At 36.0% G+C, this 25,606-nt stretch carries 25 protein-coding genes; 22 read left to right on the top strand and 3 right to left on the bottom strand.

Translation table 11 applies throughout. From position 1 onward, the window contains the following. Window positions 1-128: 128 nt before the first annotated feature. The 13 genes from accB (at window position 129) to spo0A (ending at window position 12,642) form a co-directional block, all read left to right on the top strand. Window positions 129-626 carry an acetyl-CoA carboxylase biotin carboxyl carrier protein gene (accB, locus tag CWR45_RS00280; protein ID WP_115747795.1) on the top strand — a complete coding sequence of 166 codons (498 nt, stop codon included), beginning with the start codon at window positions 129-131 and terminating at the stop codon, window positions 624-626. A 13-nt stretch (window positions 627-639) separates the two neighbouring features. Further along, entirely contained in the window at window positions 640-1,995 is a 1,356-nt protein-coding gene (accC, locus tag CWR45_RS00285; RefSeq protein ID WP_115747796.1) for an acetyl-CoA carboxylase biotin carboxylase subunit, read from the top strand. Window positions 1,996-2,029: 34 nt separating this feature from the next. After that, window positions 2,030-2,425 carry an Asp23/Gls24 family envelope stress response protein gene (locus CWR45_RS00290; RefSeq protein ID WP_115747797.1) on the top strand — a complete coding sequence of 132 codons (396 nt, stop codon included), beginning with the start codon at window positions 2,030-2,032 and terminating at the stop codon, window positions 2,423-2,425. Window positions 2,426-2,550: 125 nt separating this feature from the next. After that, window positions 2,551-2,931 (top strand): transcription antitermination factor NusB, encoded by a 381-nt coding sequence (gene nusB, locus CWR45_RS00295; RefSeq protein WP_115747798.1) that lies wholly within the window; start codon window positions 2,551-2,553, stop codon window positions 2,929-2,931. A 466-nt stretch (window positions 2,932-3,397) separates the two neighbouring features. Further along, on the top strand, window positions 3,398-4,258 hold the full coding sequence (gene folD, locus CWR45_RS00300) for a bifunctional methylenetetrahydrofolate dehydrogenase/methenyltetrahydrofolate cyclohydrolase FolD (protein WP_115747799.1): 861 nt from the start codon (window positions 3,398-3,400) through the stop codon (window positions 4,256-4,258). Continuing rightward, the gene (gene xseA / locus CWR45_RS00305) at window positions 4,248-5,606 is read left to right on the top strand and encodes an exodeoxyribonuclease VII large subunit (protein WP_115747800.1); all 1,359 of its coding nucleotides are present in this window, start codon (window positions 4,248-4,250) and stop codon (window positions 5,604-5,606) included. Before folD ends, xseA begins: the two co-directional genes overlap by 11 nt. After that, window positions 5,593-5,823 (top strand): exodeoxyribonuclease VII small subunit, encoded by a 231-nt coding sequence (locus CWR45_RS00310; protein ID WP_115747801.1) that lies wholly within the window; start codon window positions 5,593-5,595, stop codon window positions 5,821-5,823. Before xseA ends, CWR45_RS00310 begins: the two co-directional genes overlap by 14 nt. A 2-nt stretch (window positions 5,824-5,825) precedes the next feature. Then, complete coding sequence (locus CWR45_RS00315) at window positions 5,826-6,710, top strand: polyprenyl synthetase family protein (RefSeq protein ID WP_115747802.1); 885 nt, start codon at window positions 5,826-5,828, stop codon at window positions 6,708-6,710. A 182-nt stretch (window positions 6,711-6,892) separates the two neighbouring features. Continuing rightward, window positions 6,893-7,705, top strand: a complete 813-nt coding sequence (locus CWR45_RS00320) for a TlyA family RNA methyltransferase (protein WP_115747803.1) — start codon at window positions 6,893-6,895, stop codon at window positions 7,703-7,705. Window positions 7,706-7,729: 24 nt separating this feature from the next. Then, window positions 7,730-8,179, top strand: a complete 450-nt coding sequence (gene ahrC / locus CWR45_RS00325; protein ID WP_115747804.1) for a transcriptional regulator AhrC/ArgR — start codon at window positions 7,730-7,732, stop codon at window positions 8,177-8,179. Window positions 8,180-8,213: 34 nt separating this feature from the next. Continuing rightward, the gene (gene recN, locus CWR45_RS00330; protein WP_115747805.1) at window positions 8,214-9,923 is read left to right on the top strand and encodes a DNA repair protein RecN; all 1,710 of its coding nucleotides are present in this window, start codon (window positions 8,214-8,216) and stop codon (window positions 9,921-9,923) included. Between the two features lie 389 nt (window positions 9,924-10,312). Then, complete coding sequence (gene spoIVB / locus CWR45_RS00335) at window positions 10,313-11,629, top strand: SpoIVB peptidase (protein WP_115747806.1); 1,317 nt, start codon at window positions 10,313-10,315, stop codon at window positions 11,627-11,629. A 209-nt stretch (window positions 11,630-11,838) separates the two neighbouring features. Beyond that, the gene (gene spo0A, locus CWR45_RS00340) at window positions 11,839-12,642 is read left to right on the top strand and encodes a sporulation transcription factor Spo0A (protein WP_170138756.1); all 804 of its coding nucleotides are present in this window, start codon (window positions 11,839-11,841) and stop codon (window positions 12,640-12,642) included. A 53-nt stretch (window positions 12,643-12,695) separates the two neighbouring features. On the opposite strand, the gene CWR45_RS00345 is transcribed toward spo0A, so the two are convergent. Then, window positions 12,696-14,054 (bottom strand): aspartate kinase, encoded by a 1,359-nt coding sequence (locus CWR45_RS00345; protein WP_115747807.1) that lies wholly within the window; start codon window positions 14,052-14,054, stop codon window positions 12,696-12,698. A 110-nt stretch (window positions 14,055-14,164) separates the two neighbouring features. Continuing rightward, window positions 14,165-14,395: a DUF2627 family protein gene (locus CWR45_RS00350; protein WP_115747808.1), complete on the bottom strand. Its 231-nt coding sequence runs from the start codon at window positions 14,393-14,395 to the stop codon at window positions 14,165-14,167. Between the two features lie 533 nt (window positions 14,396-14,928). Between CWR45_RS00350 and CWR45_RS00355 the strand changes: the two genes are divergently transcribed. The 7 genes from CWR45_RS00355 (at window position 14,929) to CWR45_RS00385 (ending at window position 22,550) form a co-directional block, all read left to right on the top strand. Beyond that, entirely contained in the window at window positions 14,929-16,017 is a 1,089-nt protein-coding gene (locus tag CWR45_RS00355; protein WP_115747809.1) for a Leu/Phe/Val dehydrogenase, read from the top strand. A 78-nt stretch (window positions 16,018-16,095) separates the two neighbouring features. Beyond that, the gene (gene lpdA / locus CWR45_RS00360) at window positions 16,096-17,517 is read left to right on the top strand and encodes a dihydrolipoyl dehydrogenase (protein ID WP_115747810.1); all 1,422 of its coding nucleotides are present in this window, start codon (window positions 16,096-16,098) and stop codon (window positions 17,515-17,517) included. A gap of 112 nt (window positions 17,518-17,629) precedes the next feature. Then, the gene (locus tag CWR45_RS00365) at window positions 17,630-18,622 is read left to right on the top strand and encodes a thiamine pyrophosphate-dependent dehydrogenase E1 component subunit alpha (RefSeq protein ID WP_115747811.1); all 993 of its coding nucleotides are present in this window, start codon (window positions 17,630-17,632) and stop codon (window positions 18,620-18,622) included. A gap of 13 nt (window positions 18,623-18,635) precedes the next feature. Further along, entirely contained in the window at window positions 18,636-19,619 is a 984-nt protein-coding gene (locus tag CWR45_RS00370) for an alpha-ketoacid dehydrogenase subunit beta (RefSeq protein ID WP_115747812.1), read from the top strand. Window positions 19,620-19,638: 19 nt separating this feature from the next. After that, on the top strand, window positions 19,639-20,886 hold the full coding sequence (locus tag CWR45_RS00375) for a dihydrolipoamide acetyltransferase family protein (RefSeq protein WP_115747813.1): 1,248 nt from the start codon (window positions 19,639-19,641) through the stop codon (window positions 20,884-20,886). A gap of 104 nt (window positions 20,887-20,990) precedes the next feature. After that, a complete protein-coding gene (locus CWR45_RS00380) occupies window positions 20,991-21,422 on the top strand; it encodes a BrxA/BrxB family bacilliredoxin (protein WP_115747814.1) in 432 nt (143 codons plus the stop codon). Between the two features lie 144 nt (window positions 21,423-21,566). Next, the gene (locus tag CWR45_RS00385; RefSeq protein WP_115747815.1) at window positions 21,567-22,550 is read left to right on the top strand and encodes an aromatic acid exporter family protein; all 984 of its coding nucleotides are present in this window, start codon (window positions 21,567-21,569) and stop codon (window positions 22,548-22,550) included. A gap of 65 nt (window positions 22,551-22,615) precedes the next feature. On the opposite strand, the gene prli42 is transcribed toward CWR45_RS00385, so the two are convergent. Continuing rightward, window positions 22,616-22,759, bottom strand: a complete 144-nt coding sequence (prli42, locus tag CWR45_RS00390) for a stressosome-associated protein Prli42 (RefSeq protein ID WP_245975300.1) — start codon at window positions 22,757-22,759, stop codon at window positions 22,616-22,618. A gap of 220 nt (window positions 22,760-22,979) precedes the next feature. Here prli42 and CWR45_RS00395 point away from each other — a divergent pair, with 220 nt between their 5' ends. Then, entirely contained in the window at window positions 22,980-24,107 is a 1,128-nt protein-coding gene (locus tag CWR45_RS00395) for a M20/M25/M40 family metallo-hydrolase (protein ID WP_115747817.1), read from the top strand. 223 nt (window positions 24,108-24,330) lie between these two features. Next, the gene (locus CWR45_RS00400; RefSeq protein ID WP_115747818.1) at window positions 24,331-25,584 is read left to right on the top strand and encodes a DNA polymerase IV; all 1,254 of its coding nucleotides are present in this window, start codon (window positions 24,331-24,333) and stop codon (window positions 25,582-25,584) included. Window positions 25,585-25,606: the final 22 nt, after the last annotated feature.

The raw sequence follows: 25,606 nt of genomic DNA on the forward strand, positions 1-25,606 counted from the left end.
TTTGGCAGAAAAGGGAGTTTAAAAAACTTTCTCACTGTATAGAAAGACTAAGGTTGTCACGTAAAATCCTGGTGGCAGCATAGTTTTCAAATATTCCTATTTTAAATCGAATAAATGAGGTGGCAATTATGTTGAAAGTAGAAGAAATCCGTGAATTAATAAATTTAGTTGATCAATCATCTATTAGTGAATTCACATATGAAGCAGAAGGAACAACAATTACAATCAAGAAAGAATCAGATAAGCAAGCCATCGTTAGTGGGCTTGTAAGCAATGTACCTGCTCCTGTTAAACAAGAAAGTGTAAGAGTTGAAGCTCCGGTTCAAGAAATAAATGAAGAACCGGTAAATGTAGCAGCTACAGATAATACTGCAAAAGCAAATTATGATTATGAAATTGTTTCCCCGATGGTAGGTACATTTTATGCTAAAGCATCTCCTGAAAGTGAAAAGTTCGTTTCACAAGGCAGTAGTGTAGATAATGACACAGTAGTATGTATCGTAGAAGCGATGAAGCTATTCAATGAAATTGAAGCTGAAGTAAAAGGTGAAATCGTTGAGATACTAGTTGAAGACGGTGAGCTTGTCGAATACGGCCAGCCACTATTCAGAGTAAAGTCAAAGTAAGGGGATGTAGTAAGTGATAAAGAAACTGTTAATTGCTAATAGAGGAGAGATCGCTGTTCGAATCATACGTGCATGTAAAGAGCTGGATATTGAAACAGTGGCCGTATATTCAGAAGCAGATAAAGAATCTCTTCATGTCCAGTTAGCTGATGAAGCATATTGTATTGGACCTAAATTGAGTAAAGATAGCTATCTTAATTTCACGAATATCATAAGTGTAGCTAATTTAACAAATGTTGATGCAATCCATCCTGGTTATGGTTTTTTAGCTGAAAATGCTGATTTCGCTGAGATTTGTAAAGCATGCAATATCACATTTATTGGCCCTAGTGCAGAAGCAATTCAAAAAATGGGGATCAAGGATGTTGCTAGAGAAACGATGAAAAATGCGAATGTTCCAATCGTACCAGGTTCAAATGGTATTATTAGGAACATGGAAGAGGGTCTTGAAATCTCTAATAGTATCGGTTTCCCGGTTATAATAAAAGCTACTGCTGGTGGCGGTGGTAAAGGGATTCGTGTTGCTAGAAACGAAGAAGAATTGATTAAAGGTATCCAGGTAACCCAAAAAGAAGCAGAAACTGCATTTGGTAATCCAGGTGTATATATAGAGAAATTTATTGAAGACTTCCGTCATGTTGAAATTCAAATAATAGCTGATACTCATGGAAATGTAGTACATCTTGGTGAAAGAGATTGTACGATTCAACGACGTTTACAAAAGCTAGTTGAAGAAACACCCTCTCCAGCATTAACTCCAGAAATAAGAGAACAGATGGGGCAAGCTTCCGTTAAAGCTGCAAAAGCGGTAAACTATGTTGGAGCAGGTACAATTGAATATATTTTCGACCGGAAATCAAATCAATTCTATTTCATGGAAATGAATACGAGAATTCAAGTTGAACACCCGATTACAGAAATGGTAACTGGAGTTGACTTAATTAAAGAACAAATTAATATTGCTAATAACGAGGTACTTTCAATAAAGCAAGAGGATATTGTCCTTAATGGTTATGCAATGGAATGCAGAATTAATGCTGAAAATCCTTTTAAAAACTTCATGCCATCTGCAGGTACAATTGATATGTATTTAGCACCCGGTGGATACGGGGTCAGAGTGGACTCAGCAGCATATTCAGGTTATTCTATACCACCGTATTATGATTCTATGATTGCAAAATTAATCACCTATGGTTCGACTCGTGAAGAGGTCGTAAGCCGAATGAAACGTGCACTGGATGAATTTGTCATTGAAGGTGTGCATACTACGATTCCTTTCCATAGTTTGATTATGGATAATGAAGTATTTCTTAAAGGTGATTTTAATACCAACTTCCTAGAAGAGAACCCAATTGTTGAAAAGAAGTAAATTTCGTCAATTCTCATGAATAAGGAGTGATCGGATGTCTGAACAAACGTTATTAAGTGTAAGTGACAATGACGCATTAGGAAAAGTAGAAATTGCTCCAGAGGTCATTGAAGTAATTGCTGGGATAGCAGCTACTGAAGTAAAAGGACTATTTGCAATGCGAGGTAATTTTGCTTCAGGTGTTGCAGAACGATTAGGGAAAAAACCACATAATAAGGGTGTTAAAGTGGAGTTAACAGAGACTGGAGTTTCCATTGAACTCTATGTCATCTTACATTTCGGTGTGTCCATTCCACTTGTAGCTCAAGAAATCCAATCGAATATTAGACAAACTTTAATTAATATGACAGCACTCGAAATAGAAGAGATAAATATTCATGTTGTCGGAATTCAAATGGACGGTAAAGAGGATACAGATGTAGAAGATTAAGCAGGAGGTCAAAAGATAATATCTTTTGACCTCTATCATTTTAGGTATTCGCTAATGACAGAATCTAGCATTGCCTATTTAATCATGTTATTATTTGAAAGAGAACGATAAGGGAGCAATGAACGATGAATCGACATACTGCTAGAGAAAAGGCATTTCAAATCCTTTTCCAACTAGATATTAATGATAATGAACCAAAAGAAGCGATAGCAGCCTTTTTAGAGACAGAAGAAAGTGACATATTTTTAAAAGGATTAGTTGAAGGCGTGACAAATGTGAAAGATGAAATCGATACAATTATTACGGAAAATTTACAAAACTGGACATTGGATCGTGTCGCAGCTGTAGAGAAAACAATTTTGCGCATCGCCACATATGAAATACGATATTTAGAAGATATTCCTAGAAATGTTTCAATCAACGAAGCAGTTGAACTAGGCAATGTTTATGGTGACGACAAATCCGGCAAATTTATTAATGGTGTACTTTCAAGAATAGAAAAATAGAAGCTAGGCTCACTTCGTATCGATTGTTGCTATTTAAAAAAATGCGAATTTGTGATAATTTGATTCCAGATTTGAACATCAGTTTATATTCACTAACGAATCTCCAATATTTCCCTATAATGATCGTTGATTGTTAGTGAGTAAATCATACTATTTTCGTTAGTTTTGCACTATCCCAGCGGAGAAAATATACGAAGACTCCGCGAAAATAAAGTTCAATTTTTTCGTGCGATGTAACGCTGCCGAAGTTTCCTTGTCCTGTGGGAGAAGGGCCTCGGCGAGGCTTCGAAGTGCGCCAGCATAAGAAGGTTCGCCAGCCCCCCACGGATAGCAAAGTGTATTTTCGGAGCGCCCAGCCTGAGAGCAGTCGTCCTACCAAGTTAGTTCGCATTTTATGTCGGCTTATTATTACTTGAATAACAACAAACTTTAAAAAGCTTTAAACTATTTTAGGGGTGGATATTTTATGACAGCAGAGATAATAAACGGTAAGGATTTAGCGCAAGAACTAAGAATGGCAATGAAGGAAGAAGTAGCAGCATTAATTCAAGATGGAATAACCCCACAATTAACGGTTGTGTTAGTTGGAGATAATCCTGCATCAAGATCCTATGTTAAAGGAAAAGAGAAAGCCGCTAGTGAAGTTGGGATAGATTCTTCTTTAATTGAGCTACCTAATTCTACAACGGAAGATGAGCTTCTTAAATTAATCCAAAAATTAAATGAAGATGCTGGGGTCCATGGTATTCTAGTTCAACTTCCATTGCCAAAGCAAATAAGAGAACAGGAAGTTATTGAGGCAATTTCTCCGAGTAAAGATGTTGATGGTTTCCATCCAATTAGTATCGGACGTATGATAACTGGTGAGGATACATTTCTGCCTTGTACACCTTATGGAATAATAACGATGCTGAAATCAAGAAATATAAAAATTGAAGGGAAGCATGCCGTTATTATTGGCAGAAGTAACATTGTAGGTAAGCCAGTTGGACAACTACTCTTAAACGAAAATGCTACTGTTACTTATTGTCATTCAAGAACTGCTGATTTAAAAACGTATACACAAGATGCAGATATCTTAATTGCAGCAATTGGTCGTGCAAATGCAATTACTAGTGAATATATTAAAGAGGGCGCAGTAGTAATTGATGTCGGCATTAACCGACTAGATAATGGTAAATTAACTGGAGATGTAGATTTTGAGGGAGCATTAGAGAAGGCATCCTTTGTTACACCAGTTCCAAAAGGTGTCGGGCCAATGACGATTGCGATGTTGTTAAAGAATACTATTAAAGCGGCAAAAGGACTCAATAACGTTGGAAAATAAATACTTAACAGTTGCTGCCCTCACAAAATACATCAAACGTAAAATCGATGTAGATCCACATCTGAAGGACGTATTGTTAAAAGGAGAGATATCGAATTTCAGTCATCATAGTCGCGGACATATGTATATGACGATTAAAGATGATCAAGCTAAAATTCAGGCAGTAATGTTTGCAGGAAATAATCGATATTTGAAATTTAAACCTGAAAATGGCATGAATGTATTAATCAGAGGTGAAATTAGTGTCTATGAAGCCTTTGGTCAATATCAGTTATATATTCAGCAAATGGAGCCAGATGGACTAGGTGCCTTATATTTGGCCTTTGAGCAATTGAAAGAAAAATTACATAAGCAAGGTTATTTTGCAGAAGAGCATAAAAAAGAGATCCCTTTATTTCCTAATCACATTGGTGTCATTACCTCGCCAACTGGTGCAGCTGTTCGTGATATTATAACGACGATTAAGCGAAGATACCCAATCGTCCAGATTACAGTGATTCCAGTACTAGTTCAAGGAGAGAATGCAGCTAGTTCAATTGCAGCTGCAATCGATTTAGCAAACGATATTAATTCATTTGATACGCTAATCGTAGGACGTGGCGGTGGATCGATTGAGGAGTTATGGGCATTTAATGAAGAAATTGTTGCGGAATCTATTTTTCGATCCAAAATCCCAATAATCTCTGCAGTTGGTCACGAGACAGATATTACTATTAGTGATTATGTAGCGGATTTACGTGCACCAACCCCGACGGGAGCTGCAGAACTTGCAGTACAGTCCCAGATTGAATTAAGAGAAAAGATAGATACATTAACAAGGTCACTAACGAGAGAATTAACGAATGAGCTGAGAAATAATCAAAGGCATTTAGACCGTTTAAAGGCAGCCTATGCCTTTCGTTACCCAGGACAGCTTATTAAACAGAAGGAGCAGGCACTGGATAGCTTTGTAGCTAGTTTACAAAAAGGGATGGTTTCAACTAAGAAAGAAAAAGAATTGAGATTATTAAATCTTTATAAACGATTCGTAACGCAGCATCCGCAAAGACAACTCGAGCAATCCAAGTCAAAGCTAGATGAAAAAATAAAATCGCAAAATTATTATATGACGAAACTGCTTGAAAATAAAACGATTCAACTAACTAATACGATAGATAAATTATCTTTAGTTAATCCACTAGAAATTATGAAACGTGGATTTGCCTTACCATACACGCCAGAACATAAAATTATTAAATCGGTTAATCAAGTGAAAGTAAATGATTATATAAAATTAAAAATAAGTGATGGAAATTTGCATTGCCAAGTATTGGAAGTAGAGGAGGAAGTAAACCTTGAAAACGGATGATCTTACGTTTGAAGAAGCAATGGAGAAATTAGAAGCTATTGTGGAGAAATTAGAAGAGGGAGATGTCCCTCTTGAAAAAGCCATTAATTACTATCAAGATGGAATGACGCTATCTAAATTATGTGGAGATAAGCTCAATACCGTCCAAGAAAAAATGACGAAAATTATGAACGAACAGGGAGAATTTGCTCCATTTGAAATACAGGAGGAACAATAAACGTGCCAGCAAATCTTACGGATTATATGAACCATTATATTACAATTATCGAGCAAGAAATAACAAATCAACTTGAAAAACTAGAGATTCCAAAACCACTTAAGGATTCTATGCTTTATTCGATGAATGCAGGTGGTAAAAGACTACGTCCAATCTTGTTAATCGCAAGCTACGAGGCATTTGCAAATGACTATAAAAAGGCTTTGTCCTCTAGTGTGGCTTTGGAAATGATTCACACCTATTCACTAATTCATGATGACCTTCCGGCAATGGATAATGATGATTATCGCCGTGGAAAATTAACAAATCATAAGGTGTTCGATGAAGCGACAGCAATCTTGGCTGGAGATGGATTATTAACTTATAGTTTTGAAGTAATTGCTAACGATCCATTGCTAGACGAAAAGCAAAAAATTGAGATAATTAAGATGCTTTCCCATACTAGCGGTCCTAATGGAATGGTAGGCGGACAAATATTAGATATGCAGGCAGAGAATAGGGAATCAAACTTGCAAGAACTAGAAAGAATTCATGAGCTGAAAACGGGTGAATTAATCAAATTTGCCATCTATACGGGGGCCTATTTAGGAAATGCAACTAAAGAACAGTTGCAATATCTCGAGGAATTTGCATATTATTTAGGACTGATTTTCCAAGTACAGGATGATATTCTTGATGTTACTGGTGATGAAGCGAAACTAGGTAAAAGATTAGGCAGTGATGAAGAAAGTAAGAAGAGCACTTATCCTAGACTTCTAGGAATTGATGGTGCAATTGAATTGAAAAATCAATATGTAACAAGTGCAAAGAATGCTTTAAAGAAAGCAGAAGTAGAAGATTCCTACTTAATGAACTTAACAGAACATTTCAGCAAACGGGACCATTAGAAAATGTAAAATAGAGCATTCTCCATCAACAACCGTTTTCACACTCGTGTAAACGGTTGTTAGTGCTGCTCATTCGAAAATAAGCCAAGCTGTAGTTAGTATTTAATTTGTCTAAAAGACGGTGGATTTGATATAGTAATGATAGAAAATAATACAGTGACATAAGAAAAGGGTTAACATAAATGAGTAAAAAACGATTGGATGAAATATTAGTTGAACGTAATCTAATAGAAAATAGTGATAAAGCAAAGCGGATCATCATGGCTGGACTGGTGTTTAGCGAACAGCAACGCTTAGATAAGCCAGGAATGAAAGTGGACGAAAATATTTCGTTAACAGTAAAAGGAAAGTCCAATCCTTATGTCGGTCGTGGCGGCTTTAAATTAGAAAAAGCATTAAAAACATTTAATATTTCGGCGGAGGGTAAAATTTTAATCGATGTTGGATCATCAACAGGAGGTTTTACAGATTGTGCCCTGCAAAATGGAGCAATGCTCAGCTACGCCATCGACGTTGGTTATAATCAATTGGACTGGAAATTAAGAAATGATGCACGTGTAGTCGTAATGGAAAGAACTAATTTTCGGTATGTAACAGCGGATATGCTGAAAAAAGGTACACCTAATTTCGCAAGTGTCGATGTATCTTTTATTTCTATTAAAAAGATATTGCCAGTCCTAAACCAATTACTCGCAGCAAATAGCGATGTTGTAGTCTTAATCAAGCCACAATTCGAGGCTAAGAAAGAACAGGTTGGTGAGAAAGGAATCGTAAATGATAAATACGTTCATGAAGAGGTTTTACGTGAAATAATTGCATTTGCAAATAAAGAGCAATATGAATTAATTAACTTAACTTTTTCACCGATTACTGGTGGGGAAGGCAATATCGAATTTTTAGCACATTTCGGCTGGAAGACAGGAATTAATAACGGGGATGAAGTTATCGATCAAATCGAAAACATTGTTAAAGGAGCCCATTATTTATTAAAATAGAAATATCGTACATGGGGGTATAAGATGAGTAAGATTCAGCGACATTTGAAAATACGTGAATTAATTTCTGAAAATGAAATAGAAACACAAGATGAACTTGTTAATCGTTTACAATCATTAGGAAAAAATGTGACACAAGCAACTATTTCTAGAGATATAAAAGAACTGCAATTAGTAAAAGTTCCGACAAATAATGGGACATATAAATATAGCTTGCCAGCTGATTCAAGATTTAATCCATTTGAAAAATTGAAACGATTAATTGCTGACGTATTTGTGAAAATTGACCATACCAGCCATTTTATTGTATTGAAAACATTACCAGGTAATGCACAAGCAATGGGAGTGCTAATTGACAATTTAGACTGGGAAGAGATTATGGGAACGATTTGTGGAGATGATACATGCTTAATCATATGTAGAACAGAAGAACAAGCGGTTGCCCTCAAGGAACGCTTTATAAACATGTTATGATGATGTTGCATTTTTAATGAGGTGAATAATATCCATGCTAACAGAATTATCTATTCGTGACTTTGCAATAATTGATGAAATTTCAATTAATTTTAATGAAGGATTAACCGTGTTGACAGGGGAAACAGGGGCTGGGAAATCTATCATTATTGACGCAATCCAGTTATTAGCAGGTGGCAGAGGTTCCGTGGAATTTGTTCGGCATGGAACAAAACGGGCCGAAATCGAAGGGTTATTTTTCATTCCAAATAAGAGCCATGCTATTTATAATGTTGGGAAGCAATTTGGAATTGAAATACTAGATGATCAGGTTGTACTCGAACGAATCATCACAGTCTCAGGAAAAAGTATTTGCCGTGTTAATAGCAAGTTAGTCACTTTAGCCATATTACGGGAATTTGGCAAGACGTTGATTGATATACATAGTCAACATGAAACTCAATCATTAATGGATCCGGAGCATCATCTGGATTTACTTGATATGTATGATCCAAAGTCAATGGCAAAATCGAAAGAAGAATATAGTCGTTTATTTAGCAAGCTTGCTACATTAAAAGGACGTTACAAAAAACTAAGTGAAAATGAACAAGAAATCGCACATCGCTTAGATCTCTTAGAATTTCAAAAAAAAGAGCTGGAACAAGCAAATCTTTCACCAAATGAAGATATAATTCTTGAGGAAGAAAGAAGCTCGTTAGTTAACTTTGAGCGAATTTATCAAGCATTACAGGATTCGTATACTGCGCTTTACGGAGAACAAAAGGGGCTTGAATGGCTTAATCAAGCACAATTAGCGTTACAGGATAGTAAAGTATCCGATGCCTTTATTACGGAAAAAGCAGAAGAGCTTTCCAATCATTATTATGCCTTAGAGGAAATTACGTATGCAATTCGCAGTCAGCTCGAAGAATTACAGTACAACCCAGAGCGATTAAATGAAATAGAAACTCGTTTAAACGAAATACATCGATTGAAGAAAAAGTATGGAACTAATGTAACGGAAATACTCGAGTATATGGCAAAAATCGAAGAAGAATTAGAACAGATTACGAATAAGGACTCCCACCTTTCTACATTAAATCAACAAATAGAAGATATTGAAAAAGATGCATACTTAGAAGCGGTACAGCTGCATGATATAAGGAAGAAAGCAGCCGATTCGTTAACAAAAGCTATTTATAAAGAATTTAAAGGCTTGTATTTAGAGAAGGCATCGTTTGCAATTTCTTTTGAACCTGAAGAAAGTCATGTGGAAGATGGCAATTATATACTTACAAAGGATGGATTTGACCAAGTTCGTTTTATGATCTCAACGAATCCAGGGGAACCACTAAAAGAGCTGAGTAAAGTAGCATCAGGTGGAGAACTTTCTCGCATTATGTTAGCACTTAAAAAAATCTTCGCAAAACATCAAGGCGTGACAAGCGTAATATTTGATGAAGTAGATACAGGTGTAAGTGGACGTGTTGCACAAGCGATAGCAGAGAAGATTTATCAGATTTCCGTTGATTCACAAGTTCTGTGTATTACGCATTTACCACAAGTTGCTGCTATGGCGGATACACATAAATTCATTAAAAAAGTTGAGAAAAACAAACGAACCATTACACAGATGGAAGAACTATCCATAAAAGATCAAATTAATGAATTAAGTCGGATGATTACCGGAACAAAATTAACGGAGACAGCAAAAGAGCACGCAAAAGAATTACTTGAACTTGCTTCAACGTTTAAAGCAGTTTAAGTATAATATTCATTAATAAGTCAGAAGCTAGAGTATACATTTATTTTCCTAAAGTGGGAATGAATGGTTTACATCATGAAGCATCTGGCTTTTTTATTATGTTTTTTTGTCAAAAATGATTGATTATTCATACCAAATGATTATGAATACATGAAGATTCAGTCTAATAGTAAGGCCAGTAAACTGTCAGGACATTCATAAATCATTACAAACGGTCTTACTTCATTAAGACCTAGTTGCCAATAATAAACATGCATAATTGAGATACGTTTATTTAACAAGTTTAACAATTTTTATTGCTGTATTAAGAGGTAATCTTAAACATTTTTCATAGGTTTATCCAGTTTAAAAACACCGTTATTAGGTCAAATTAGGTGTATAGAAAAATAATGGTATGGGTTAGGTATAGGAGTGTGAAACGGTTGAGTAAACATTTGAATGCGATTCGAATTTGTATTGGCGTTATACTCCTGATTGCATGTATTGCAATCCCTATGTCTACCCCAGTGCAGAAATATTTTAAGATACCAAATGAGCTTGTAACAATGCAAAATGAACAACCGATTGAAATACCAACTCTGGGTGAGAACATTAATATTGAAACATCTGATGAAAGCGTCCTTGCCATTGATTCCGCTGAATTTTATGCAAAAGAATCAGGTAATAGTGAATTAGTATATGAAGTGGCCGGCATTCCAATTAAAAAAGTAGATCTATCTGTATTGAATGATATTCGGGTGGTCCCTGGCGGTCAATCAATAGGTGTGCAATTACACACGCTAGGAGTCCTTGTCGTTGGACATCATCTTGTAAATGGTATGGAAGGAAAAGAGTCCCCTGGAGAAGTAGCCAATATTAATGTTGGAGACGTTATCTTGAAAATAAATGGTCAGCCGATTAAATCAATGAATGAAATAAAAAGTTATGTTGATCAAGCGGGTAAGGTTAATCGTGACTTAGATATAACGATTAAAAGAGGGAAGGAAGAAATGCAAACAACACTTCATCCTGTACTTGATAAACAAAATAATCAATATCGAATTGGGTTATATATTAGGGATACAGCTGCAGGTATTGGTACGATGACCTTTTATGAACCAAAGTCTAAAAAATATGGTGCATTAGGACATGTTATTTCAGATATGGATACAAAAAAACCAATTGAAATACACAATGGAACAATTGTTAGGTCCTCTGTAACAGCTATTGAAAAAGGAAATAATGGAACTCCTGGTGAGAAACAAGCTAGTTTCTCTATTGAGAATAATAAAATGGGGACGATAACGAAAAATAGTCCATTCGGTATATTCGGTGAGTTGCAGCATAAGATTGAAAATGGAAAATATGAAGAAGCATTGCCAATCGCTCTATCACATGAGGTGAAAGAAGGGCCTGCCAAAATACTCACCGTAGTAGAGGACGAAAAGGTAGAAGAGTTCGATGTAGAGATTGTAAGCAGTGTGGCACAGAAGTTCCCGGCAACGAAAGGAATGGTTATTAAAATTACAGATCCAGAATTATTAAAACGAACAGGGGGAATCGTTCAAGGAATGAGTGGTAGTCCGATAATACAGAATGGGAAAGTGATTGGCGCAGTTACCCATGTGTTTGTTAATGATCCGACATCTGGATATGGTGTTCATATCGAATGGATGCTGCAGGATGCGGGCATAAATATTTATGAATCAAATAAAAAAGCAAGCTAATCAATTGAACTTGTAGTGGAATCCTCCATTACAAGTATTTTTTTGTACTTGAAAACATCTTTTGATATCGTAAATTCATCCATTTTAGTTTAATATGAGTATAAAGAGGGAAAATTAACAATAGAAAAATTATTAAAAGCTTTTTGAAATAAAAAAAGGATATTCGCAATTTTTGTAGAATAAGTAGAATTAGGATAGGAGTAATCGTTATGTATACAAAAGGGGGAGCAACTTTGGAAAAAACTAGTATTGTTTTAGTTGATGATAATAAGGAACTAGTACAAATGATGGAGGAGTATTTTGAAGAACAACCAGATATTGAGGTAATTGGCAAAGCTTATAATGGTAGAGATTGTTTAATGCTGTTAGATGAAGTAGAGCCTGACGTATTAATATTAGACATTATTATGCCGCATATCGATGGATTAGCGGTACTTCAGACAATTAGGAACAAAGATAATCAGCAAACTCCAAATGTGATTATGCTTACTGCATTTGGGCAAGAAGAGGTCATGAAGAAAGCAGTCGATCTAGGGGCATCATATTTTATATTAAAACCATTTGACTTGGATAATTTAGGTGATCAAGTCCGCCAAGTAAAAGGTAATTATACTGTAAATTCCAATAAGAATAAAGGAACGAAAAAGGATAAGAGGAAATTAGATCTTGAAGCAAGTATCACGAATATTATTCATGAAATTGGCGTTCCTGCACATATTAAAGGGTACATGTATTTAAGGGAAGCCATTACAATGGTCTATAATGATATCGAGCTTTTAGGTTCGATTACTAAAGTACTTTACCCGGAGATAGGGAAGAAATTCAATACGACTGCGTCACGGGTAGAACGAGCGATACGTCATGCAATTGAGGTTGCATGGAGTAGAGGAAACATTGATTCTATTTCGGCACTATTCGGATACACGATAAATATCTCTAAGGCAAAACCAACGAATTCTGAATTCATTGCGATGGTCGCTGATCGTTTACGTTTAGAGCATCGAGCTTCTTAATAGAGGGAGTATAAAAATCAGGCTGTCACCATTCTTTGGTAACAGCCTGATTTTTAATTGTTTTTTTCAAAATATGCACGATATATGGATTTAATTGCTCGATCAATATCGGATGATTGAATGCCGAACATCATCGATACTTCTGATGAACCTTGGTTTATCATTTCAATGTTAACTCTTGCTTCTGCTAAAGCTGAGATTGCTTTATTGGCCACACCAATTGTATTTACAAGACCTTCACCAACTACCATAATAATAGCGATTCCTCGGTGTAGGCTAACCGTATCAGCATGCAATTCTTCTTTTATTCTGTTTAAAATAATTGTCTCCTTAGCAGGGGAAATATTTCTTTCGCGAATGATAACGGACATGTCATCTATTCCTGATGGAGCATGCTCAAAGGATATTCCCTCGTCCTCTAATATTCCTAATAACTTCCGTCCAAATCCAATCTCGCGGTTCATTAAATATTTACTCACATATAAACTGCAGAAACCAGTATCACTTGCAATCCCTGATACACATTCATCCTCTTTTATTTCTCTTTCAGCAACAATGTATGTGCCTTTTGCATCGGGATTATTTGTATTTTTAATACAGATAGGAATCTTTTCTTTAATGACTGGAATTAATGCTTCGTCATGAAAAACAGAAAAACCAGCATATGATAATTCACGCATTTCTTTATACGTTAATATCGTTATTTCTTTTGGATTCTCTACAATATTTGGATTCACAGAATACACCGAGTTTACATCCGTAAAGTTCTCATATAATTCTGCTTGAACACCAGCTGCTATAATAGAGCCAGTAATATCTGATCCACCTCTTGAGAAAGTTGCAAGTTTACCTTGCTCGGTGTAACCAAAAAAACCTGGTATTACTAATATTCCATTTTTTTGATGTAATGTATAGATTTTTGCAAAGCTTCCGGGTAATATTTGAGCATTTCCTGGTTCATCACTTACAATGATTCCTGCATCCTTAGGGTTTATGTAATGTGCATCTAAATTAAGACTTTGTAAATATGCACTCATAATTTTCGCTGAGCTGTCTTCTCCAATAGCTTTAATTGCGTCTAATTTTTCCGTATTCAGTTGATCTGCTGTTAACACATTTCTAATCGATAATTCAATTTCATTTAGTATCTCTATTGAGAGATTTAATTCTTCCGTTATTTCAGCAAATCTACTTATAATTAGATCTAAGTCGGTTTCATATTGTAATCCATTTAAATAGGAATTGCCTAATTGGATTAGCAAATCTGTCATTTTCGTATCTGTCTTATCCCTTTTCCCAGGTGCGGAAACAACAATAAATTTTCTTTCTGGATCACTTTTAATGATTTCGCCAACTTTTTTAATTTGTGTTGCATTTGCTAACGAACTTCCACCAAACTTTGCTACCTTCATCCCTAAATCCTCCTGAAAAACAATAATATTTTCTAATCATACCACAATTCTCACCATTTTCAGTTAAAAGAATAAAAAAAGACGGAATCATCCATCCTTTTTAAGTATTTCTATTTTGTCTTTTCGGTTTTATATCCCTTTTTTCGATCCCGATAGATGATAAACCCACCAAGAAAGGCGATTCCTCCTAATGTAAAGAGTAATCCAATTACAAATTGTATTCCTGAATTAAAGAAGATTGGATAGAATTCCGCGAACAAGGCGTCACGCATCATTTTAATTCCAAATACTGTTAAAAAACCAGGTATAAATAATAGCAATAAGGCGATGATTCTAATCATTGCATCTCTTCCCTCAAATCCTTGTTACAATCTCTAACTATAAGTATATCAAATTTAAAGATAAAGCGAAACTTCTGAAATAGGAGGGAACAAGCTAATCTAAAGGAATTAATGAGACTTTGCTTAACAAAAGCTAGTAAAGTTTTTTAAAATAAAAAACCCATTACCCAGATGCCAATTTAGGCGGGGGAGATTCTGTGAAGTCAGGATTTCGAAGCCATTCTCCTAAAAAAATCAAGGAACACTTCGTCAGAAAAAAGTTGTCTTAGCGTGAGCTACTACCCGCAGTGGAAGTCATCGGTGATTTTAACTCACAAATTATGTATAATTATCATCGTAAAGCTATTCTATGGTAATGTACACTTACATTTTTTGGGATTGCAATATTTTTCTTTGTTATGTATCCTAAAGTAAAGCGCTTACATTGTTTGTCGCCCATTTCTAATTAATACAGTTAATCAAAATTTACATCTATTTCTTGTACATATTTTCATAAATATATATAATAGTTACTATTAGTAGGAGGTATTAAAATGGAAATTTTCACTTATATGGAGAAATACGATTATGAACAACTTGTTTTTTGTCAGGACAAAAATTCTGGACTAAAGGCGATTATCGCTATTCATGATACAACACTAGGACCTGCTTTAGGTGGAACAAGAATGTGGACATATAGTTCAGAAGAGGCTGCGATTGAAGATGCACTTCGGTTAGCGAAGGGAATGACTTATAAGAATGCTGCTGCTGGATTAAATTTAGGTGGAGGTAAGACGGTTATTATAGGAGATCCACGAAAGGATAAAAATCCGGAAATGTTTCGAGCATTTGGCCGATATATACAAGGATTGAATGGTCGATATATTACTGCAGAAGATGTTGGAACAACGGTTGATGACATGGATTTAATTCACTTAGAAACAGACTATGTTACAGGGCTGTCAGGTTCATCAGGTAATCCGTCGCCAGTCACAGCGTATGGTATTTATAAAGGAATGAAAGCTGCCGCGAAAGAAGCATATGGTGATGATTCACTAGAAGGTAAGACCATTGCCGTTCAGGGTATTGGAAATGTTGCCTTTGCACTATGTGGGCATTTGCATAAAGAAGGCGCAAAATTGATTGTGACCGATATAAATAAAGATGCTGTAGATCGTGCTGTTGAAGCATTTGATGCTACTCCGGTTGATCCGAATGATATTTACGATGTTGATTGTGATATTTATGCACCATGTGCTTTAGGAGCCTCAATTAATGATGATACAATTCCGAGATTGAAGGCTAAAGTAATTGCTGGTTCTGCAAATAATCAATTGAAGTCAACTGAACACGGGAATATTCTCTATGAAAAAGGGATAGTTTATGCGCCTGACTATGTTATCAATGCTGGCGGAGTAATCAATGTGGCAGACGAATTGACAGGTTATGATCAAAACCGTGCATTAAGAAAAGTAGAAACTATTTATGATAGTTTAACGAAAGTATTTGAAATTTCTAGACGGGATAATATACCTACATATGTTGCAGCAGATCGGATGGCGGAAGAAAGAATTCAATCTGTTAGAAATTCCCGTAATCAATTTCTGTTAAATGAACACCACATATTAAGTAGAAAAAAATAATCTTAAATAAGGTAAGGATAATTCTATAAGTAAGATTATTTTCTTTACTGCTTAATTAGACAAAGGAGTCTATACTATATGGCGAAAGATTATGATTTAGTTATACTCGGTGGAGGTACCGGAGGATATGTAGCCGCTATCCGAGCTGCGCAGTTAGGGTTGCAAGTTGCAGTAGTCGAAAAGGAAAAACTAGGTGGAACGTGTCTACACCGAGGCTGTATTCCTTCAAAAGCATTGCTTCGCAGTGCAGAGGTATTTAGGCAAACACAAGAAGCGAATGCTTATGGGATTGAAACGGAAAATACAACACTAAATTTTTCGAAGGTACAGGAAAGAAAAAACAATATTGTCAATAAATTACATCAAGGTGTACTAAGTCTCATGAAAAAGGGCAAAATTGATATTTATGAGGGTTATGGCCGCATTTTGGGTCCAAGTATCTTTTCTCCAATTCCCGGTACGATTTCTATTGAACATGATAATGGAGACGAAAATACGATGCTAGTTCCTAAAAATGTATTGATTGCTACAGGTTCTAAACCAAAATCTCTACCTGGCTTAGAAATTGATGGTAGCTATGTTATGACCTCAGACGGAGCATTAGAGATGGAAACTTTGCCTGCATCTATGTTAATAATTGGTGCTGGAGTTATCGGAATCGAATGGGCTTCTATGCTTGCTGATTTAGGTGTAAAAGTTACGGTTCTAGAATATTTGGATCAAATACTACCAACAGAAGATGAAAGTATAGCCAAAGAAGTAGAAAAACTTCTAATAAAAAAAGGCATTACTTTTGTTAAGGGAGCTAAGGTCTTAGGAGAAACCATACAAAAGAAAGAGCAAGTAGCAATTGATGCTGAAGTGGATGGAGTAAAAACATCATTTACAGCAGAGAAATTACTTGTTTCTGTTGGACGTGAAGCAAACACAGTTAATATAGGGGTCGAAAATACTGATATTGTGCTGGAAAAAGGTTATATCCAGGCTAATAAATTTTATCAAACCAAGGAACCTCACATATACGCAATTGGGGATGTGATTGGTGGAATGCAATTAGCACATGTTGCCTCACGTGAAGGGGTGATTGCGGTTGAACATATGGCAAATGAAAAGCCATATCCAATTGAATATCATAACGTTCCTACATGCATATACTCTAATCCTGAAGTAGCAAGTATAGGCTTTACAGAGAAAGAAGCGCTTGATAAAGGCTTCGATATAAAAGTTGGTAAATTCTCGTTCCAAGCGATCGGGAAAGCCCTTGTTTATGGTGAAACAGAAGGGTTTGTTAAAATTATCACAGATAAAAATTCCGATGATTTATTAGGAATTCATATGGTTGGGCCGCATGTTACTGAGCTAATTTCTGAAGCGGGGATTGCTAAAGTTCTAGATGCAACTGCATGGGAAATTACACAATCAATCCACCCCCATCCATCCCTTTCTGAAATAATCGGTGAAGCGGCATTAGCGGTTGAAGGAAAACAAATACATGGATAATACAACAGTTAATCATTGGGGATCAATTCCAGCTCCAATGATTATTACTGCTTATTTCAAATACTAAATAACGAATCATAATGAGGTTTGATTAATTAAGGAGGAATGTTTCATGCCTAATAATCGACATGATGCACTCGGTTTATCAGATGCGGAAGTTCTAGAAATATACAGAACGATGCTACTTGCTAGAAAGATTGATGAAAGAATGTGGTTATTAAACCGGTCGGGGAAAATTCCATTCGTTATTTCTTGTCAGGGACAAGAAGCGGCACAAGTCGGAGCATCATTCGCATTAAATAGACAAACCGATTATGTTGCACCATACTATCGTGATCTCGGTGTTGTTCTAGCGTTTGGGATGACAGCAAAAGACTTGATGCTATCGGCATTTGCGAAGGCTGAGGACCCTAACTCAGGAGGAAGACAAATGCCAGGCCATTTCGGTCAGAAAAAAAATAGGATTTTGACAGGCTCTTCACCAGTTACTACTCAAGTACCACATGCGGTTGGTGTAGCACTAGCTGGAAAAATGGAGAAAAAAGAGTTTGTCTCCTTTGTAACTCTAGGAGAGGGGTCATCAAATCAAGGTGATTTTCATGAAGGTTTGAACTTTGCTGGAGTGCATAAATTACCTGTCATTACGATGGTTGAGAATAACAATTATGCAATTTCCGTCCCATTTGAGAAACAAATTGGAAGTGAAAATGTATCGATACGTGCAAAGAGTTACGGTATGTTCGGAGAGACTATTGATGGAAATGATCCGTTAGCAGTTTACGAAGCTGTCAAACAAGCAAGGGAACGGGCAATTAATGGTGAGGGACCTTCATTAATAGAAGTAATTACTTATCGATTGACGGCACATTCAAGCGATGATGACGATCGCACGTATCGTAAAAAAGGAGAAGTTGACGAGGCTAAGAAAAAAGACTCGATTATTACTTTTGCAACTTATTTAAGGGACGTTAACGTGTTAACTAGTGAAATAGAAGAAGCATTAAATAATGAAATTAATATTATTGTCAATGAAGCAACTGACTATGCAGAAAACGCTCCATATGCAGCGCCAGAAGACGCTTTAAAACACGTATACGAAATGTAAGGGGGATATGTTTATGACTGTAATGTCCTACATTCAAGCAATTACAGCTGCACTTAGAGAAGAAATGATTCGCGATGAAAAGGTATTTATCTTAGGAGAAGATGTAGGGGTAAAAGGCGGTGTATTCCGAGCAACAGATGGATTATACGAAGAATTCGGAGAGGAACGAGTATTGGATACGCCACTTGCAGAATCGGCAATTGCTGGTGTTGGAATCGGTGCAGCAATGTATGGGTTGCGTCCAGTTGCAGAAATGCAATTCGCAGATTTCATTTTACCTGCTGTCAATCAAATCATTTCCGAGGCTGCGAAAATTCGTTATCGCTCAAATAATGACTGGAATGTACCAATTACGATTCGCGCACCGTATGGCGGTGGTGTTCACGGAGCATTATACCATTCACAATCATTAGAATCCATATTTGCTAATCAGCCGGGATTAAAAATTGTAATGCCGTCCACACCATATGACGCAAAGGGATTACTGAAAGCAGCAATCCGTGATAATGACCCTGTGCTATTCTTTGAGCATAAGCGTGCATATCGACTATTAAAAGCTGATATTCCGGAAGAGGATTATGTAATTCCGATTGGTAAAGCTGATATAAAACGTGAAGGATCCGATATTACGATTATCACGTATGGTCTTTGTATTCATTTTGCCCTTCAGGCTGCTGAGAAATTAGCAGAAGAAGGAATAGACGCACATATTCTTGATTTAAGAACGGTTTACCCATTGGATCAAGAGGCGATTATCACAGCAGCAAAGAAAACCGGCAAAGTATTATTAATAACAGAGGATAATAAAGAAGGTAGTATTATCGGTGAAGTTGCAGCGATTATTGCTGAAAACTGCCTGTTTGATTTGGATGCACCAATCATGAGACTAGCAGGTCCAGATGTCCCAGCAATGCCATATTCACCACCAATGGAGAAATATTTCATGGTTAATCCAGATAAAGTAGAAAAAGCAATGCGTGAATTAGCGGAATTCTAATAAAGGAGGGATGTATAAAATGGCAAGGGAAAAGATTACGATGCCACAGTTAGGTGAAAGTGTTACTGAGGGTACGGTCAGTACTTGGCTTGTAGCCGTTGGCGACAAAGTAAATAAATATGATCCAATTGCTGAAGTATTGACAGACAAAGTGAACGCAGAGGTTCCTTCCTCATTCTCTGGAATCATTCAAGAGTTAATCGCAGCAGAGGGCGATACAATCGCTGTAGGCGGTTTAATGTGCTACATTGAAACTGAAAAAGATGTTCAGGATGAAGAGACGGCAGCAAATGATGAAAATGATAAAGATTTGGTATCGGTAGATAATACCGCTAAGGAAAATCAATCAATGAAGCAAAGATATTCACCCGCTGTATTACGATTAGCGCAGGAGAATAACATTGATTTATTAACTGTTAGTGGTACTGGTCGTGGTGGCAGGATTACTCGGAAAGATATTGAGAAAGTAATTAATGCAGGAACAATTGATACATTAAAGTCTGAAACCATTGATGTAGCACCAACTATGTCGAAACAAAGAGAAACTTTCATTCCTGACGTCAATCACGGTGATATTGAGATTCCAGTACAAGGTGTTCGAAAAGCTATTGCGCAAAACATGGTTAGATCCAAGCAAGAAATTCCTCATGCATGGATGACAGTGGAAGTAGATGTAACAGACTTGGTGACCTATCGAAACAAGATAAAACATTCATTTAAACAACAAGAAGGATTTAATTTAACGTTTTTTGCCTTCTTTGTAAAAGCGGTAGCCCAAGGATTGAAGGAATACCCTCAATTAAATAGTCAATGGGCAGGAGATAAAATCATCCAAAAGAAGGATATCAATCTCTCAATAGCAGTGGCGAATGATCAAGAGCTATTTGTCCCAGTGATCAAAAATGCAGATGAGAAGAGTATTAAAGGGATTGCGAAGGATATAGTTGAACTTGCAAATAAAGCGAGAACAAGAACGTTAAAATCTGATGATATGAAGGACGGTACATTTACCGTTAATAATACGGGGTCATTTGGTTCAATTCATTCAATGGGAGTCATTAACTACCCGCAGGCAGCAATCTTACAAGTTGAGTCAATTGTAAAACGTCCGGTAATAATTAATGATATGTTTGCCGCAAGAGATATGGTTAATTTATCATTATCTTTAGATCATCGGATCCTTGATGGCTTAGTTTGCGGAAGATTCCTAGCTCGAGTGAAAGAGATACTAGAAAATATGAATGAAACGACAACAAATGTATATTAATTAGCATAAACCAGCTGTTAAGTTATATAAATTGAAAATAATTACTTATCTTGTTAATCTTATATTAGTATTAATAATACGTTAAATAGAAAGGATGGGTTTAGATGGATTTTAATTTATTTATGAATGATGTTGTTGATGCAGCACGTAAAGATATAGTCGAAGCTGGTTATGAAGAGTTAAAAGAACCTGAAGAAGTAGATGCAGCACTGTCACGTGAAGGTACGACATTAGTGATGGTGAATTCAACTTGTGGCTGTGCAGGTGGAGTTGCCCGTCCAGCCGCAGCTAATTCTATTCATTTTGACAAGCGCCCAGACCATTTAGTTACAGTATTCGCTGGTCAGGATCGCGAGGCAACAGAGAAAGCGCGTGAATATTTTGAAGGTTACGCTCCATCATCACCTTCATTTGCATTATTAAAAGACGGTAAAATCATGAAAATGATTGAACGTCATGACATTGAAGGATATAGTCCAGTTGAAGTAACGGGTAAATTACAGCAATTATTTGATGAATACTGTGAAGAAGTGTAAAGTGATTTCTCTCTTTATTACTAAATAAACGAATTGAAGGCTGACTCTTTACAAGTGGGTCAGTCTTTTTTTATAAGAAAACAATAAGTTAATAATCTAGGAAGAAACGTTTATTCCTGAATATATTTATGAGGAGATATTACTGTGAAAATTGGCTATCGAACGATAAAAACTGCAATAGGAACACCAATAGCAGTATCGATCGCTCAATTATTAGGTTTAACAAACTTTGTATCAGCTGGGATTTTAACTATCCTGTGTATCCAGCCATCAAGAAAGCGTTCCTTTGTTACAGCATGGGATCGATTTTTAGCATGTGTGATTGCAAGCATTTATTCCATCTTTTTCTTTGAATTATTAGGTAATAATCCTTTTGCTTTAGGAGTTATGCTGATTGTTTTTATACCGACAACCGTCTATTTGAACATTACAGCAGGTATTACAACAAGCTCCGTTATCATCTTAAACCTTTATAGCGCTTCTAGTAACCATTCCTCCTTTTTATTTGACCAGTTCCTGCTTATTATAATTGGAATAGGCACTGCTTTATTATTAAACTTATATATGCCTAGTTTAGATAATGCTTTCGAAAACCAACAAAAAAAGCTTGAGGATAATTTTCAAGAAGTGCTTTATCAAATCTCAGTGTACATAAGAAATAATGATCAAGAATGGGATGGAAAAGAGATTATTGAAAGTGAAGAAATTTTAAGTAAAGCAACTAATTTGGTTGAAAGAGACCTGGAGAACCATCTGTTACGAAACAAACATACTTACCGTGATTACTTTCACATGCGCAGCCGTCAGCTTGAGCATTTAAAGGCAATGCTACCATTAGCATCTGAGCTAGAGAGTTCAGACTCATTATCAGAAAAAATTGCTGACTTCTTTGAAAAGCTTTCAAAGAATGTTTATCCAGAAAACACAGCGATTATTTTCTTAAATGAGCTTAAGGACCTTAAGAAATCCTTTAATCAAGAAGAATTGCCGACTACTAGAAAGGAATTTGAAACTAGAGCCAATTTGTTTCAATTATTGCATGAGGTTGAAGATTACATAAAAATTAAACAAAAATACAAAAAAACAGATGTTAACCTAGTCAAACGGCATGAAAAAAGTAAACAATAATTGCAAAACTGTCTTTTTTCTCAAAAAAAGACTGGGATTAAATTTCACCAGTCTTTTCTTCATGATTAATAGTAAATAAAATATGCTAACCCAGCAGTAATGGTAGATATTATCATCGCAATAATCATAATATATACGACTATTTTTTGTCTTTTTTCACGTTTTGATTTCTTCCTAGGTAGTTGTTGAGCATTTTGTTTTGCAGCCAAAAATAGCCCTCCTCTTCTCTGCATTGCTATTTATCATTTTAACGTGAAAATCTACGTTGGACAAGTATTATTCACAATAATTATCTGTTCTTTCGGAGAAGTGAATAATTTAGAATTTTTCGAAGGGTATCGGAAATTTTGAAATAATTTGATACCGATAGCTTCTATTGTAATAAATAATAAAAATGTAGTAATCTATATATGTAGGAGGTTTTAAGAAATGACAACAGTGAATCAAGAACGATTAGTAGATGAATTTTTCGAATTGGTAAAGATTAATTCAGAAACAACAAACGAAGCAGAAATTGCAGAAGTATTGAAAAAGAAGTTTTCAGACTTAGGTGTAGAAGTAATAGAAGATGATAGTAAAAAAATAACGGGACATGGTGCTAATAATTTAATTTGTACTCTTAAAGGAAATAAACAAGATGTCGACCCAATTTACTTTACATCTCATATGGATACAGTTGTGCCAGGGCAGAATATTAAGCCACAGGTAAAAGATGGTATGATTGTTTCTGATGGAACGACAATTCTTGGTGCTGATGATAAAGCAGGACTGGCAGCTATTTTCGAAGCTATAAAATTAATCAAGGAAAATAGTATAGCGCACGGTGATATCCAATTTATTATTACTGCCGGAGAAGAATCAGGGCTAGTAGGTGCGAAGGCTTTAGATCGCTCATTAATCCATGCGAAGTATGGTTATGCATTAGATAGTGATGGAGAAGTGGGGGATATTGTTGTTGCAGCCCCCACTCAAGCAAAGGTTCATACGATAATTAAAGGAAAAACAGCCCATGCAGGTCTCGCTCCGGAAAAAGGTGTATCTGCAATTACAGTTGCAGCAAAAGCTATTTCAAAGATGCCTCTTGGTCGAATTGACGAAGAAACAACTGCTAATATTGGTCGTTTTGAAGGTGGAAAACAGACTAATATAGTTGCCGATCACGTAGAAATTTTAGCGGAAGCTAGATCATTAGTACCGGAAAAAATGGAAGCACAAGTTGCTAAAATGAAGGAAGTATTCGAAACGACAGCAAAATCATTGGGTGGAGAAGCAATTGTTAATATCCAAGTCATGTATCCAGGCTTTAACCAGCAAGCAGGAGATCAAGTTGTAGAAGTAGCTAGAAGTGCTGCAAAGACAATAGGAAGAGAAAGCAAGCTACTTAAAAGTGGTGGTGGAAGCGATGCGAACGTTATCGCCGGCTTCGGTATACCTACTGTTAATTTAGCAGTTGGATACGAAGAAATCCATACAACTAACGAACGAATTGCTGTAGATGATCTCGTAAAAGTAACAGAGTTAGTTGCTGCAATAATAAAAGAAGTGGCAGCTAACTAGTCTAAATGTTGAACAGGCCCCTCAAGCTCTAAAGCAAAGAGGGGTTATTTATTGAGAATAGGTGTACGTTACAGTACAAAGTTGTCTTTCGTTCTGGATCATTGATTTATGCAGGGGAAAACTAGTAAGCAGTGTGTGTAACGTTCGTTATGTTATCCATTGCCATCAATGATTTGTTGAAAAGCGAAATATTTTTTAATATTTATACAGAGGATGAATAATCATGATTAAAGCCAATGCGAAAAAAAGTCGTGTTATTTTTCATATTGATATGAACTGTTTCTATGCATCCGTAGAGATGGCTTATAATCCTAAGCTTAAAGGAAAGCCCTTGGCTATTGCTGGAAATCCTGAAGAAAGAAAAGGTATAATCGTAACAAGTAGCTATGAGGCAAGATCAAAGGGAGTAAAGACGACAATGAACATCTGGCAGGCCAAAAAGCTTTGTCCAGAATTAATTGTGATGCGGCCCAATTTTGACAGGTACCGAGAGGCCTCAAGGGAGATATTCAAAATACTATCCGAAATTACACCATATGTACAACCAGTTTCAATTGATGAAGGCTACATGGATGTAACATCGAGTAATATGGACGGAACACCGATAGAGCTTGCAATAAATTTACAGCAACGAATATTAAATGAGCTTGATATTCCATGCAGTATAGGTATTGCTCCGAATAAATTTCTTGCGAAAATGGCATCTGATATGAAGAAGCCTTTAGGAATAACAGTTTTAAGAAAAAGAGAATTGTCAAAAACACTTTGGCCGTTAAAGGTAGAGGAAATGTATGGTGTTGGAGAAAAAACTGCTGAGAAACTAAATACAATTGATATTTATACGATTGGCGATCTCGCCAAGAAAGATCCGTACCAATTAAAACAGTTATTAGGGATAAATGGTGAGCGATTAAAAAATCGAGCAAATGGAATAGATACAAGACCCGTAGATCCAGATGCTATCTATGAATTCAAAAGCATCGGCAGCTCACAAACAATGCCTGAGGACACAACAGATTTGATAGTTATTCAACGACTATTGAAACAGCTAGCAGAAAATGTGGAGCGGAGAATGAAGCGGAAGGATGCAGCCGGAAAAAGCATACAAATTATGATTCGCTATCATGATCGTAATACGATTACTCGCAGCAAAAAACTGCAATCTTTTATTGAAGAAAAGGAAGATATTTATCGACTAGCAGATGAATTATTTCAGAAGCATTGGAGCGGTGAACCTGTTCGCTTGTTAGGAATATCCGTTCAAGATGTAGAGGAAAAGCGAAATATTGGTCAACAGTTGGATTTATTTACGTATGAAAAAGTTGCAAGTAAAGAAAACCTATACAGTACGATTGAGACTTTGACGGAAAAATATGGGAAAAACCCATTTAAAAAATGGAGCCCAGGAGATAAAAAAGATGATATTCAACCCAGAACTAGCTTTCAAAAGGATTTTTTAGACGACTATAAAAGATAGAAGCTTACATATACAATCGATA

It is taken from the genome of Oceanobacillus chungangensis (assembly GCF_003369565.1).
Taxonomy (GTDB): Bacteria; Bacillota; Bacilli; order Bacillales; family Amphibacillaceae; genus Oceanobacillus; species Oceanobacillus chungangensis.

Coding starts and splice junctions, on each gene's coding strand:
- CWR45_RS00380 (WP_115747814.1), top strand. CDS start 20,991: ATGGATTTTAATTTATTTATGAATGATGTTGTTGATGCAGCACGTAAA.
- CWR45_RS00350 (WP_115747808.1), bottom strand. CDS start 14,395: ATGATTAGAATCATCGCCTTATTGCTATTATTTATACCTGGTTTTTTA.
- CWR45_RS00375 (WP_115747813.1), top strand. CDS start 19,639: ATGGCAAGGGAAAAGATTACGATGCCACAGTTAGGTGAAAGTGTTACT.
- CWR45_RS00355 (WP_115747809.1), top strand. CDS start 14,929: ATGGAAATTTTCACTTATATGGAGAAATACGATTATGAACAACTTGTT.
- CWR45_RS00345 (WP_115747807.1), bottom strand. CDS start 14,054: ATGAAGGTAGCAAAGTTTGGTGGAAGTTCGTTAGCAAATGCAACACAA.
- lpdA (WP_115747810.1), top strand. CDS start 16,096: ATGGCGAAAGATTATGATTTAGTTATACTCGGTGGAGGTACCGGAGGA.
- recN (WP_115747805.1), top strand. CDS start 8,214: ATGCTAACAGAATTATCTATTCGTGACTTTGCAATAATTGATGAAATT.
- CWR45_RS00395 (WP_115747817.1), top strand. CDS start 22,980: ATGACAACAGTGAATCAAGAACGATTAGTAGATGAATTTTTCGAATTG.
- CWR45_RS00370 (WP_115747812.1), top strand. CDS start 18,636: ATGACTGTAATGTCCTACATTCAAGCAATTACAGCTGCACTTAGAGAA.
- folD (WP_115747799.1), top strand. CDS start 3,398: ATGACAGCAGAGATAATAAACGGTAAGGATTTAGCGCAAGAACTAAGA.
- CWR45_RS00365 (WP_115747811.1), top strand. CDS start 17,630: ATGCCTAATAATCGACATGATGCACTCGGTTTATCAGATGCGGAAGTT.
- CWR45_RS00400 (WP_115747818.1), top strand. CDS start 24,331: ATGATTAAAGCCAATGCGAAAAAAAGTCGTGTTATTTTTCATATTGAT.
- accB (WP_115747795.1), top strand. CDS start 129: ATGTTGAAAGTAGAAGAAATCCGTGAATTAATAAATTTAGTTGATCAA.
- nusB (WP_115747798.1), top strand. CDS start 2,551: ATGAATCGACATACTGCTAGAGAAAAGGCATTTCAAATCCTTTTCCAA.
- spo0A (WP_170138756.1), top strand. CDS start 11,839: ATGTATACAAAAGGGGGAGCAACTTTGGAAAAAACTAGTATTGTTTTA.
- CWR45_RS00290 (WP_115747797.1), top strand. CDS start 2,030: ATGTCTGAACAAACGTTATTAAGTGTAAGTGACAATGACGCATTAGGA.
- spoIVB (WP_115747806.1), top strand. CDS start 10,313: ATGGTATGGGTTAGGTATAGGAGTGTGAAACGGTTGAGTAAACATTTG.
- CWR45_RS00320 (WP_115747803.1), top strand. CDS start 6,893: ATGAGTAAAAAACGATTGGATGAAATATTAGTTGAACGTAATCTAATA.
- ahrC (WP_115747804.1), top strand. CDS start 7,730: ATGAGTAAGATTCAGCGACATTTGAAAATACGTGAATTAATTTCTGAA.